This is a genomic window from Vibrio panuliri (assembly GCF_009938205.1).
GTDB lineage: Bacteria > Pseudomonadota > Gammaproteobacteria > Enterobacterales > Vibrionaceae > Vibrio > Vibrio panuliri.
Window position 1 is genome coordinate 3,134,626 of sequence record NZ_AP019654.1, and the last position, 13,104, is coordinate 3,147,729.

General features: G+C 43.9%; 7 protein-coding genes and 5 tRNA genes. 1 reads left to right on the top strand and 11 read right to left on the bottom strand.

From position 1 onward, the window contains the following. Window positions 1-99 precede the first annotated feature (99 nt). The gene (locus GZK95_RS14435) at window positions 100-2,865 is read left to right on the top strand and encodes a hypothetical protein (RefSeq protein ID WP_075714810.1); all 2,766 of its coding nucleotides are present in this window, start codon (window positions 100-102) and stop codon (window positions 2,863-2,865) included. A gap of 52 nt (window positions 2,866-2,917) precedes the next feature. On the opposite strand, the gene GZK95_RS14440 is transcribed toward GZK95_RS14435, so the two are convergent. The 11 genes from GZK95_RS14440 to GZK95_RS14490 all read right to left on the bottom strand — a co-directional run bounded on the left by GZK95_RS14440 (window position 2,918) and on the right by GZK95_RS14490 (window position 13,027). Then, complete coding sequence (locus tag GZK95_RS14440; RefSeq protein WP_225623931.1) at window positions 2,918-3,970, bottom strand: SPOR domain-containing protein; 1,053 nt, start codon at window positions 3,968-3,970, stop codon at window positions 2,918-2,920. Between the two features lie 176 nt (window positions 3,971-4,146). Continuing rightward, entirely contained in the window at window positions 4,147-5,793 is a 1,647-nt protein-coding gene (locus tag GZK95_RS14445; protein WP_075714812.1) for a phosphoethanolamine transferase, read from the bottom strand. A 350-nt stretch (window positions 5,794-6,143) separates the two neighbouring features. Continuing rightward, a complete protein-coding gene (locus GZK95_RS14450) occupies window positions 6,144-7,082 on the bottom strand; it encodes an ABC transporter permease (protein WP_075706376.1) in 939 nt (312 codons plus the stop codon). A gap of 2 nt (window positions 7,083-7,084) precedes the next feature. Further along, window positions 7,085-8,062: an ABC transporter permease gene (locus GZK95_RS14455; protein ID WP_075706377.1), complete on the bottom strand. Its 978-nt coding sequence runs from the start codon at window positions 8,060-8,062 to the stop codon at window positions 7,085-7,087. A gap of 151 nt (window positions 8,063-8,213) precedes the next feature. Beyond that, a complete protein-coding gene (locus GZK95_RS14460; RefSeq protein WP_075714816.1) occupies window positions 8,214-9,764 on the bottom strand; it encodes an ABC transporter substrate-binding protein in 1,551 nt (516 codons plus the stop codon). 85 nt (window positions 9,765-9,849) lie between these two features. Continuing rightward, window positions 9,850-11,565 (bottom strand): dipeptide ABC transporter ATP-binding protein, encoded by a 1,716-nt coding sequence (locus tag GZK95_RS14465; RefSeq protein ID WP_075714818.1) that lies wholly within the window; start codon window positions 11,563-11,565, stop codon window positions 9,850-9,852. 768 nt (window positions 11,566-12,333) lie between these two features. Next, window positions 12,334-12,410 (bottom strand) — tRNA-Pro (locus GZK95_RS14470). Window positions 12,411-12,480: 70 nt separating this feature from the next. Beyond that, window positions 12,481-12,556 (bottom strand) — tRNA-His (locus tag GZK95_RS14475). Between the two features lie 45 nt (window positions 12,557-12,601). After that, window positions 12,602-12,678, bottom strand: a tRNA-Pro gene (locus tag GZK95_RS14480). A gap of 164 nt (window positions 12,679-12,842) precedes the next feature. Beyond that, a tRNA-His gene (locus GZK95_RS14485) sits at window positions 12,843-12,918 on the bottom strand. A gap of 32 nt (window positions 12,919-12,950) precedes the next feature. Beyond that, window positions 12,951-13,027: transfer RNA gene (locus tag GZK95_RS14490), tRNA-Arg, on the bottom strand. Between the last annotated feature and the right edge of the window lie 77 nt (window positions 13,028-13,104).

A 13,104-nucleotide genomic window follows, 5' to 3' on the forward strand; every position in this document is an offset into this window, starting at 1 on the left:
ATTAAACTCAGATATACAAACCATACACCATTCCGTGAAAATGCGCCGCCTTTCGGCAAATTTTATAAATAAAACAAATAATAAGAAGGAATTTGTGTAATGAATAAAAAGTTGACCCTTTTGGCAACTTCAGTTGCACTAGCTCTAGCTGGTTGTGGTGGTTCAGATGGCTCTGCTGATAAAACGGCTCAAGCAGACAGTGTCGTTATCACTGGTTTTGATGGCTACTTTAAGAATGCTGTTGTATTTGAAGATCGTACACCCAATGGCAAACTCGACACAGATGAGCAAATTTTCGGTTTTACTGACAGCAAAGGTAATCTCGCGATCAATAAAGCAGATTTACCTCAAAATGCTGTACTTGCCCTGCAAACAATTATTCCTGGCGGTAACGTACAAAAGGCACTTATTGCTCGCGATCCCGTCATGTTTAGTGGGCAGTTTACTACGGATATGGATCATCCAACTCAAGCAATGAGCCATGAGGTTGTTTTACGCACACTCCCTGGCGAATCGATTATTTCTCCATTGACCGACCTTGTTGTCGTTCAGGCTGGGGCAAATCCCACACCTCAAGCCATTGAGGCCGCTAAAGACAAAGTAAACGAAAAGCTAGGTATTGAAGGCGATACGGCATTCAGTGATGTAATTGCATCACAAAACCATGCCTTGCATAAAACCGCACAAATTCTTACCGAATCAAAAGCAAAAGCTGGTGATAAATACGATGCCAATACGGCAATGACTATCGCTCAAGAAGCGACAGAGATCGTCAACAAACCAGAAAATAAAGAGTTACTCGATAAACCCGACTTTAAACCTTCGGTAGAAGTTTCAAGTGATGGTAGCGCTACGGTCAAGGTCAACAATAAACTAGAAATCAACAGTTCCGTTGTTGATGCAATCAAACTTTCACTTGAGCCAGTACTAGAGTCTCACGACATTCAGCTAACCATCGATCTATCGGCTGAGGAAAATGGCAAAAATGTCATGTTATTCAGTGATAAAGACAATAATCTTATCAACGTCACTGCCGAAATTATTGATATCCCAACGAATGCAATCATCATGACTGCGCGCGTCGACAATGGTGGTCAACTTGTCTTGAATGGCGATCTAACCGAAAACGGTAAGTTTGCTAAGCGTCAATCATACATGCTCAAAGTTAGCGCAGATGATCTAGATACTGAGAAAACGTCTGTTGGTGCGGTAGCCTCAATATTTACCTTACGCGTTGAGCTACCAAATACTGCACCGCAAGTTGTTTCACAACAACAAGCACTGCTACAAGACTGGATTGGTAGCATTGAGTTATTTGCCAATGTAGACGTTGACGCTCACGAAAAAATGTCAATTGCAGACCTGTTCATTGATGAAGAACAGACCAACTTGCAATACTATGCAAAAACCTCTGTTAGTGGTTTAAAGGCTGTTATTAACGAGCAAAATGAGCTGGTAATTTCTGGCAAACCAAACAAAGAATATGCCGGTGGTGAAACCATCACGATTACTGCATTTGATGGAATTGAGTATGCTGAGCAAGAATTCACACTAGCAGCAATCGAAAAGGCACCACTACCAAGCTTTAGTGTCGATACCCAGGCTTTAAGCAAACTGCAAAGCGAAATCAACAGCCAACTTGGTCAATTAAAAGTGAATCAGCCGATTGGCTCAGTACAGTTTGAAACCACTCTGGCAAGTATTTTCCCAGCTCACAACCCACATGGTCCAATTGAATACTTTGCTGGTTTAAAAGGCTCTGACTCTAACGGCCAAACGTCTATTCCAGGTCTTATGGTAAACGTCGACGACTCTACTGGCACTCTAACTATTTCTGGAACTCCAACTCAAGCTGTCAATAATGGTGATTTCTACGTTGCAGCCGGCATCACCCCTGATGCAGTCGACGGCATCACTTCGGAAATGAAGCGTATTACATTACCTAACGTACAAGGTGATGAGACTACGGCTCCAGTGGAACTGAGCTTTACTGAAGAGCACTTTAATAACCAGCTCTGGAAAATGGGTAGTTTTGCCCGTAATGACGGTGAAATTGCTTACGCCATGCTACGTAACTTAAATGGCACTCTAGCAATCTGCTGGGGACTAGACTTTGAAGAAGGTTCATCTCAAGACCCGTACAAAACCAATATCAGTCATCAAGGTAGCGATAAAATCCTGTCTATTTTACAGAACCTAGATAATCAAAGTGATTATGATAAGCAGGAGAATAAAGATTGTTGGGATGTCACCATTAACCCAAATGGTACATTAACTGAAGTAACGGCATCAGAGGATGGTCATCGCTACTCTTACCAGATGCTATATCAAAACAAAATAACATCGGGTGAAACACCTCAATACCAAATTATCTTAAAAACGGATGACGAGTTATTCTGGCTAGATTCAACAGACACTCCTTTTGCAGAAGTTGGAGCAATCGAAAACAAAGTGACTCTTGGCGCTAAAGAGTATGAGCTTGGTGTGGAAAGTCATAGATTCGGGGATGACACGATTCTAAGCTATACATCAGGTGAGTATCACTACACCAGCGAAGACCAATATTCGTTTACTTCTATTGCACCTGAAGGCTTATATACTCTAGGTTCATGGCTAGTAGAAGATAACAACGGTTACTCAAAACTTAAGGTTGTTGAAGCCGCAGGCGATCCTGAACTAGGTACTGAGTCAGATGAAAAAACGCGTTACCGCTATGTTCAGCGTGATTTCGGAGACTTCTACATTGGCATAAACTGGGACATCGCTAAGTCGAGCAACAGTGCAAATATTCAATATGCACTTTACTCAGACAAGGCTGAATCAATGAAACAGATTACTGACAATCTACCGATTGCCGAAGACTAAGCTACCTCACCATACCCCAGTTCAATACTGGGGTATGTTTTATAAGTCACTCTTACTTCACACACATCACATTCAGTAGCGATTTACCGGATGTTTGAGTGACTCTTCCACTTGTAAACAACGCAGAGTTATCAGCCCCCCAATATGGTAAATACATTGGCCATTGGTGACTCTTCATCACATCAGCAGCCAGTAATGTTTGCCATTGCTGTGGATTTGGCACTTCCATACCTAACACCTGACAAACATGGTTCGCTCTGGCAAAGTCAAGGCGATTCCACGGAATGTCGTATTCCATGTAGAACTGATCATCACTAAACGGTAGATATGGTACTTTGAAATGTAGGTTGCCTACTTTAAGTTCACGACGAATCGAAATTTCCAACTTATCGGACTTAGCAGCAGCCTTTTCTGGCACTGTTTTTATTGGTTCGATCTTCGCTGAACTGGCGGGCGGAATGATAGTTGTAGATTGACGAGCAGGCGTCGCGGCTTTAGGTGTAGACGACTTACTTACCACCGCTGGCGCGAGCTTGGTTTTCTCAACAACCGGAGGAGCACCTTTGACGACTTCACGCACAAAGGCTTCTTTGTATGGTTGCAGTTTCTTAACCGCTTTAAGCTCTTTATTTGCAGTACTAAAATCCTGATAAGGTCCGATCAAGCAACGCGCATTTTTACCTTCAATTTTCGCCCATACATCCGTCGATATGTGCTGATAAATTAACTTCGCTTCATCTACTGATAAGGGCTTGGACAACACACCACACTGAATCCAAAACGTAGACTGATCGCCTCGTGGTTGCTGCTTACCCCATAGGCCTTTGCCGATCGGGCAAGAAGAAGCCAGCAGCGGCAATTCTTGAGCAGATGCCTGAGTTGCGTCACACAGAAATGCCTCTGCACTGACAGGCAAAGTAAAGCAAGCGCCACCCAGCGCCATCATCGTCAGTAATTTGGCGCGTGTAGCAGAAATCGGCAGCATTTTAATATCCATATAGGTTGATTGACCTTTGTTGTATTGTATCTGGCGTTGGCGATTGACGAACGGAAAAGCGCCAAAATTAGAGCGACTTATTAGCCATAATTTGCTAATCAAACTCATCCACACCTCCACCAACAGTACCGCTAAAGCAAGAATCACAATCCTACTAGGGTAATTTAATCTGTGTTGAGAAAATGTGGATGCAAAAAAAGAGCCGCTTTAATAAGCGGCTGTTAGTTTAGGAAGTTTGCACTGTGTAAATCTTAGGTATAGATCACTATTTGGAGTCTAAATAACTAATTTGCGACCCGACAGCGAGAGAAAATATCCAACTTAGGTTGATAAACCTGCGTGCTAACATCCATGATTCCCAGTAAAGAGTGGAATAAGTTGTCATGCGAGTGCGTTTTCTTCCGTTTAGCGACTTGCTTTAAACAATCGTAGTCTATCTGTTTTACTGCTTGAAACTCTGGGGACAACCAAACAATGAACGGCACTGTCGTTTGATAGTCAGGGGCAATCGCATATGGCGCACCATGCAAAAATATGCCGCCCTCACCCAGTGACTCACCATGATCAGATAAATATATTAGGGCTGTGTTGTACTTATCTTCTAACTGACTCAAGCGTTCAATCAATTGACTCAACACATAGTCAGTGTAGCGAATCGTATTGTCGTAACTATTCAGAATCTGCTCTTCTGTACAGTTTTCAATATCAGCACGAGGGCAGTCAGGTTGAAAAACGGCCATTTCTGGAGGATAACGCTTATAATAGGTGGGTCCGTGACTGCCGATTAAATGTAAAGCAATCATACGATTGCCCGATAACTTAGCGACATTCTCATCGAAGTTTTCCAATAAAACCATGTCATAGCAAGTATCCCCATCGCACGTTGCGTCAACTCGATGACGATTCATCATCTGACGAGCAATATGGTCGGCAACGGTCTTATCTCCGCCATCATCATCTTCCCATACCATGCCAATCCCTGCTCGTTTAAGGATATCGATAACGTTATCTTGGTTTACTGCCACATCATGATCATAGTTATCATGAGTCAATATCGAGAACATGCAAGGCAGTGAAACTGCAGTTGCCGTACCACACGAACGTACGTCTTGAAATGACACAACATCCAATTTATCGGTATACGGGTTGGTAGGTCGTGAATAGCCATTTAATTGATAGTTTTGCGAGCGCGCCGTCTCTCCAACCACCAACACCAGCAGCGTCGGTTTGTCCTTTGCTTGGGTTAGTGCTTGAGACGATTGATGCGCATCCAAGCCAATATTCTTATAGACGATTGGGGTATTAAAATACGTCTGCTTAACATATTTTACTGTCGCCCCTACAAACTGAGTTGGGATAATCACATGCTTTAAGTAGCTATTATTTCGACCAACTGAGGCGTAATCCTGAAAATATAACCCTGCAATCGCGACAATAACCAAGACTGAAATCAGTATTGAAACTAACTTTAGACCAATCAACTTTAACCAAGACTGAGCTTTGATAGGCACCGACATCAGCCCAATAGCAGGTAATACTCCTAAGACAAGCAACCAAACGACCGAATAGACACTTAAGTAAGCACTTGCCTCACCACTATCCGTTTGCATGATATTGGTGATCATGTTGGTATCAAAGATAGTACCGTAGTTAAACCCAGCGTAGCTGACTAACGCAGATAGAATCAGCAAGATAGAAAAAAACGGCTTGGTGATGTAAGGCCAACTAAACAGAGTAAAAATAAGGTTAAGCGCCGCCCAGAAGAAAAAAGGAATGGAAATGATAAACCCCAGTTTCACCGTTTCCATCTGACTAAATATATGCTCTAACTCTTTGTAAATTGGTAGGTTAAGCACAACAGCAAAGTAGAATGCGAGCAAACATGTCACGGAAAAATATGAAAAAGATAAGCGACTTATACGTTTCTTCATTTATTTCTCTCCGATAAAGACAGCTCAAGCAATGCTTGTAATACACCCTCTTGGCCAAATTCAGCTTGGCTTGACCACACTTCATTGGTCCCTTTCCATACAGAACCGTCTGCGTGGATTGCTCTTATTGAGCCTGATTTTTCTAATTTCACGTCATACCTTTGGTTCAAGTTGCACACTAGCGCTCAATTTAAAAGCTGCCTATAAGACAACAATTTTTACAACTTTTCGAAACAAGACGGCAAAAACAAAGATTCCATATTTACAGCATAAACAATAGACGCAAAAAAACCGCGTAATTACGCGGTTTTCTTGTGGAAGACTAACTTGTGCTGGTTAAGCGTGAATTATTAACCCTTATAGATTTTGGGGTTAAATACATCTCGTAGCCAATCGCCTAATAAGTTAATCACCAATACTAACGTCACCAACACAATTCCTGGGAAGGCAGTAATCCACCACGCCCCCGAGAAGATATAGTTAAAGCCGATACTGATTAGCGCCCCCAAAGATGGTTGGTCAACAGGTAAACCTAACCCGAGGAAAGAGAGTGCCGCTTCCGACATAATGGCATTTGCCACCTGAACGGTAGAGATAACTAAAATCGGCGATAAGCAGTTAGGTAAAATATGGCGGAACATAATACGTGGTGCTTTAAAGCCCATCACTCGAGCGGCTTCAACGTACTCTTTTTTCTTTTCTGCTAATACTGACGCTCGAATTGTTCGCGCATATTGTGGCCATTCAGCGATACCGATGATCACTACCAACATGACCACCGCATATTGGCTGTAAAACTCACTACCAAAACTGGCTTTAAATATCGCCGAAACAATAATCGCCACCATCATAGTAGAAAAAGACAACTGCACATCGGCGAAACGCATTAAGAAGCTATCTATTCTTCCGCCAAAGTATCCTGCGGATAGTCCAATCACAATTCCCAGAATCAGTTGTAAGCCAACGGCTAAAAAGCCAATCGTCAATGACAGACGTGAACCATAAAGAATCGTTGATAGAATATCGCGCCCTTGCTCATCGGTTCCGAGCACAAAACGTTCATCGCCCTCTTCCATCCATGATGGGGGCAACTCGGAGTCCATAATATCGATGGAGCTCAGATCGTATGGGTCAGTCGGAGAAATGATCGGTGCCGCAAGTGCTAACACCAAAAACATCATAAACACCGCAAAACTAACCATCGCGACCTTATCGCGAAGGAAGTAGTAAAGAAAATCTGATTGCTTAAATCGCTCCCAACGAGAAGGAGCAGTGACTGTTTGATCCATGGTTATGCTCCTTTTCCTGTTAAGTTAACCGTCGGGTTAATCAATCCATACAGCAGATCGACAATAGTATTGGTCACCACAAAGATTAAACCGACAAAAATAACGTAAGCGGTAATCAGTGGTGTATCGACACGGTTAATCGCCTCAAGGAACAAAAAGCCCATACCCGGCCATTGGAACACGGTTTCCGTAAGAATGGTGTATGCCACCATAGTACCGATTTGCACACCGCCGACAGTGAGAACTGGTAGCATGGTGTTCTTCAATGCGTGCTGATAGTAAATTTTCTGCAGATTCAGTCCTTTCGCTTTAGCAAATTTAATGTACTCAGAGCTTAAAACTTCCAGCATTTCTGAACGCACTAAACGGATAAACAGCGGCAGCATAATCGATGCGAGAGAGATACATGGCAGCACTAAATGAGCGAGACCATCAACAGTAAAGTAACCGGACTCCCAGCCCAGTACATTGGCGGTTTCCCCACGCCCATACGAAGGCAACCAACCTAACTCAATCGAAAAAACGTACATCAGCATGATGGCCGTCAAAAACACAGGAATGGAGATCCCTACACTACTCATCGCCATCACCACTTTTGTAAAGAAGCTCTTAGGATGAATAGCTGAATAGACCCCGAGCGGTATAGAGAGCGCGACAATAATCACAGCAGCACCAAATACCAGTTCAAGGGTAGGAACTAACTTATCGAGAATAACGTCCGCGGCAGGACGTTTAAAAAAATAGGATGTACCCAAATCGCCCTGTAGTGCATTACCAACAAAGCGGGTGTATTTTGTAATGAAGGGATCGTTCAAGCCGAGCTCGTCACGTAAGGCTTGGCGTTCGGTCTCTGAAACCGATTGACCGACAAGCTCACGTAGCGGATCACCCAAGTTATCTTGAATGGCAAACGCCACTAAACTGATCACAAACATCACTATCAGTGCCTGAAACAGGCGCTTGACCAGAAACGAAAACATTCCTTGCCCCTTTCTCTTTCCATAGAAATCTAACTGCGCTTATGGCAGTTAAATAATCAGTCTGTTAGCCAGTACCTAGCCCGACTGATGCAAAGCTAGGTACCTGCAAGGCTGAGCATCAGTGCTCAGTCTTATCTCATCATCGACAGATCTACTTAACCACTAGGTCGCCGAAGTAAGGGAAGTTCATACCATTGATAATTGGTTGAATATCCACGTTGCTCTTAGCTGCCCATGATGGATCTTGCCAATGTAGAGGAACAAATGCCGCCTCATCATACAACGTCGCTTCTACCTGTTTTAGCATCTCACCACGTTTCACTAGATCCGTTTCTGTGTTCGAATCTTCAACCAATTTGTCCACTGCTGGGTTTGAATAGTAACCACAGTTGTATTGCCCTTTACCAGTCTCCGCATTGCGTGTCATAGTCAAGAACTCGGTGAAGTTACCTGAATCTTCAGTATCTGGGTGCCAACCAATCATCAGCATGTCAGCCGCACACTTATCAAACTCAGGCCAGTATTGCGCTTTTGGCATGGTTTTTAGGTCAACCTTAATACCAATTTTCGATAGCATTGCTGCTGATGCTTGAGCAATCTTGTCATCGTTCACGTAGCGGTTATTCGGTGCCATCATCGTTAGCGTAAAGCCATCTTCGTAACCAGCTTCTTTCATTAACTGTTTGGCTTTCTTCAAGTCATAACGTGGTTTTAATTCCTCGTTATAACCAGCATAACCAACTGGACTCTGTTGAGAAGCAGCGGTCGCAGCTCCCTTCATGATTTTCTTAACAATACCTTCGTTATTGATCGCGTAGACAATCGCTTGACGCACTCGAACATCTTTCAAAGCAGGGTTGCTGTTTTGGTTCATTTGGAAGGTAATCACACGCGTGCCCGGCATGGTGTAAAGATCGACACTTTTCGCATCCTGAATGCGCTTGTAATCATTGGGTGAAACTGGAGCAATCATATCTACATCACCGGACAGCAAAGCTGCAACTCGAGTGGCGTCTTCTTTGATTGGCACTAACGTAATTTTGTCGACATTGCCGGCGTCTTTGTCCCAGTAATCCGCGAAACGCTCAAATTCGACCTTAACGCCTTGCTCACGCGATGTAATAACAAACGGACCAGTACCTGATACATTCGTCGATGCAAACGAGTTACCGTGTTTGACTAGCTCTGCTTTGTCTTTGCCGTCTGCTGTTTTGCCTGAGTAAAACTTGCTATCCATTGGGAAGATGTAAGTTGCGACGTTTTCAATCAGTGGATAAGTGCCATCTGTCTTAACTTCTACTGTGTAATCATCAACTTTGGTTAGCGAGACCAATGGACCAAAAATACCTTTGAAATCTGGTGAGCTTTTCAGGCGGTTAAATGTCCAAACAACATCATCAGCGGTTAGCTCATTACCTGAATGGAACTTCACCCCTTTACGTAGGTTAAAGCGCATTGTTTCATTATCCACACGCTGCCAAGACTCAGCCAAACGCGGCTCAAATTTCATCTCTTGGGTAAAGCGTACCAGTGGATCAAACACCATGTGTGACATTTGCAGTGTACCGCCTGACAATTGCTCATGTGGATCCAAGGATACTGGATCAGCGTCATAAGCGACTGTGATGTCCGCTGCGGCTGCACTAAAGCTCAAGCCAGCAGCCATTAAAGCGACTGCGATTTTGCTCTTCATGGTTTTCATTGCATAACTCCTTATGCGGGATTTCAATCCCTCGTTGTGTTGTGTTTGCATCTAATAAGTAACCAACAGCTTGGTTACCCACGACTTATGCCGTTTTTACTTCTTCTCTTAGGCCAGTAAACTCCGGCATTAATGAAATAAGTTGTTTGCTGTACTCATGCTGAGGACGAGTAAAGAGTTGTTCTGTTGGCGCGACTTCCAATAGCGTTCCCATTTGCATCACCCCGACTCGGTCGCACATTTGACGAATCACTGGTAAGTCGTGGCTGATAAACAACATGGTCAGATTTAACTCATCTTGCAGATCTTTAAGTAAGTTGAGGATTTGTGCCTGCACAGACACATCCAATGCGGAAGTTGGCTCATCACAAATCAACAGACGTGGCCGCGTAGCTAATGCACGGGCAATTGAAATACGTTGACGTTGCCCACCAGAGAACTCATGTGGGTACTTAACACCTGCCATCACGCCCAAACCGACGTGATCCAGAAGATCGTTAACGATCTGTCTTGTTTCTGTTTCATTGTGAGTAAGCTTATGAAATCGAATCGGCTCTGCGATGATATCGAACACTTTCATACGTGGATTCATCGAAGTATATGGGTTCTGGAAGACCATCTGCATTTGACGGCGCATCGGACGACGCTCTTTCTCTGAGGTCAATGATGTTAAGTCGATACCTTCAAACGTAACGCGCCCTGAGTTAGGTTGGTATAAACCCGCAATCACACGAGCGATGGTCGACTTACCTGAACCAGATTCACCAACCAAACCAAACGTCTCACCTTCAAATACCTCAAAACTCACATTATTTGAGGCTTGAACATACTCTCGGCGGCTTTCAAACAAAGAATCCTTGGTAATGAAACGCAGGTTAACATTATCAACTTGCAGTAGAGCACCCGTATAATCACGCTGATCTTGGCTTTGCCCTAACCAGTGGTTCTTAATATCAAGCGGTTCAAGCTCACTCGCTTCCTCGATATAGCTCACCAATGGGAAACGGTCGAGCTTAACGTCTGAGCGTGGGACAGCAGAAATAAGGCTGCGCGTATAGGCATGGTCTGGGTCACCCAGAACTTTACTTGTTGCTCCAAACTCGACAAGCTCACCACGATACATTACCGCGACGCGATCAGTAACGTTAGAAACAACGCCCATATCGTGAGTCACTAACATGCAGCCTACATTGTTCTTTACACACAACTCTCTGATAAGGCTAAGTATTTGATCTTGGATAGAAACATCCAGTGCTGTCGTAGGTTCGTCCGCGATGATCAAATCTGGCTCACCCGCTAAAGCGATAGCAATCACCACGCGCTGGCGCATACCACCAGAAAATTGGTGCGGGTATTGCTTTAAGCGATTTTCCGGTTGCGGTATACCGACCTGCTGCATCAAAGAAAGCGCTCGCTGATAAGCCTCTTCATCGGACACATTCATGTTGGCGTGGATGGTTTCTTTAAGTTGATGCTCAACGGTAAAAAGAGGGTTGAGCGAAGTCATCGGGTCTTGGAAAATAAAGCCAATTTTCGAACCGCGAACTTGACGCATCTTTTGCGGTGAAAGACCTGAAATTTTCTCACCATCGAGAAAGACTTCACCACCAGCGACGGTTCCTGGTGGACTAAGTAGATCAATAACCGCGTTACCAACCGTTGACTTACCCGCCCCAGATTCTCCAACAACACCAACAATCTCACCACGCTCAATATTGAACGACAATGACTTTACTGCGGCGTGCACCCCGTGACGAGAAGGGTATTCAATACGAAGATTTTTTACTTCTAAAAGCGACATTACCAGACCTCTACTGCTGCGGCAGATCCCTGCCCTGTCTGTAAAATTGATTCCATTCAACTGCCAGCATGCTGTTCTGGTAGTTACAAGCTGTTCAATTTGGCAAATATTTCACACAATTGCAACAAAGACAGAATAAAAAGTTGTCTTTGCTCATATTTTAAGCAAGTCGTAATCTTGCCAGTGCATAAATATCTAGTCAAATAGAATCTCAAACTAAATACATCAATATAACCAGCCAACCTCATCCGATAGTTATTGAATATTTAGTCACAATTCACTTTTAACAAATACAAAACAAACAACCACCACAAGTTATTATGAGAGCCACTAAAATTAAAATTTGTTAGAAAAGCAGATGGATAAACCACACTCAAAACACATAATAGTCTTAATGACTTTATAGTTATTACCGAGTTATGTCGGCGATAGGCACTAAACAAGCACTGTTAATTGAGTAACTCAGGCGGATAAATGGGGACAATCAGTTGAGGTCTTAAGTGGTAAATAGTGAAGAGAAAAGCGATAAGTTAAGTTTCGGAGGGTTGGCATATTTGCCGCTTTCGCCAAACTTTAGATGTGAAAAAGCCCTAGTCTTTTGTCGGGGACGCCCAGTCTAGGGCTTCGTATAGTGGTCGGTGAAGAGGGATTCGATTGGACTGGCACTCCATTGGACTGGCACTCCAGACCCCGACTCAGCATGTGCAGACTTAGCTTTATGCTGTAAATGCAAAAAGGCCCCGTCATTTCTGACGAGGCCTTGAATGGTGGTCGGTGAAGAGGGATTCGAACCCCCGACCCTCTGGTCCCAAACCAGATGCGCTACCAAGCTGCGCTATTCACCGACGATGTTTTATCTCAATTCTTCATTAAGAAAGGAAGCTAAGCTACCTGAACCATTTTCATAAAGAAAAATGGGGTGGCTAACGGGATTCGAACCCGCGACAACCGGAATCACAATCCGGGACTCTACCAACTGAGCTATAGCCACCATCAAGTTGTGCTGTTTACCGTTTAAAAACGTTAAACTAAATAGTGGTCGGTGAAGAGGGATTCGAACCCCCGACCCTCTGGTCCCAAACCAGATGCGCTACCAAGCTGCGCTATTCACCGACAAGTTATTTTTTTACTTGGTTTGCGTTGAGGGTCAACCCTCTGGTCCGCTTATTCCAAGAGCCGAGATGCGCTACAAGTAACACGATTCACCGACGATGTTTTATCTTAATTCTTCATTAAGAAAGGAAGCTAAGCTACCTAAACCATTTCCATAAAGAAAATGGGGTGGCTAACGGGATTTGAACCCGCGACAACCGGAATCACAATCCGGGACTCTACCAACTGAGCTATAGCCACCATTGTTTTTTCACCGATTACCTCCAGGCATATGGCGCGCCCGAAAGGATTCGAACCTTCGACCTTTGGCTCCGGAGGCCAACGCTCTATCCAGCTGAGCTACGGGCGCATGCCCCATCGGCGGAGTGGAATAATACGGATATCACACTATTGCGTCTAGTACTTTTTCAACTTTTTTTATCGTTT

Coding starts and splice junctions, on each gene's coding strand:
- GZK95_RS14435 (WP_075714810.1), top strand. CDS start 100: ATGAATAAAAAGTTGACCCTTTTGGCAACTTCAGTTGCACTAGCTCTA.
- GZK95_RS14440 (WP_225623931.1), bottom strand. CDS start 3,970: ATGAGTTTGATTAGCAAATTATGGCTAATAAGTCGCTCTAATTTTGGC.
- GZK95_RS14445 (WP_075714812.1), bottom strand. CDS start 5,793: ATGAAGAAACGTATAAGTCGCTTATCTTTTTCATATTTTTCCGTGACA.
- GZK95_RS14450 (WP_075706376.1), bottom strand. CDS start 7,082: ATGGATCAAACAGTCACTGCTCCTTCTCGTTGGGAGCGATTTAAGCAA.
- GZK95_RS14455 (WP_075706377.1), bottom strand. CDS start 8,062: ATGTTTTCGTTTCTGGTCAAGCGCCTGTTTCAGGCACTGATAGTGATG.
- GZK95_RS14460 (WP_075714816.1), bottom strand. CDS start 9,764: ATGAAAACCATGAAGAGCAAAATCGCAGTCGCTTTAATGGCTGCTGGC.
- GZK95_RS14465 (WP_075714818.1), bottom strand. CDS start 11,565: ATGTCGCTTTTAGAAGTAAAAAATCTTCGTATTGAATACCCTTCTCGT.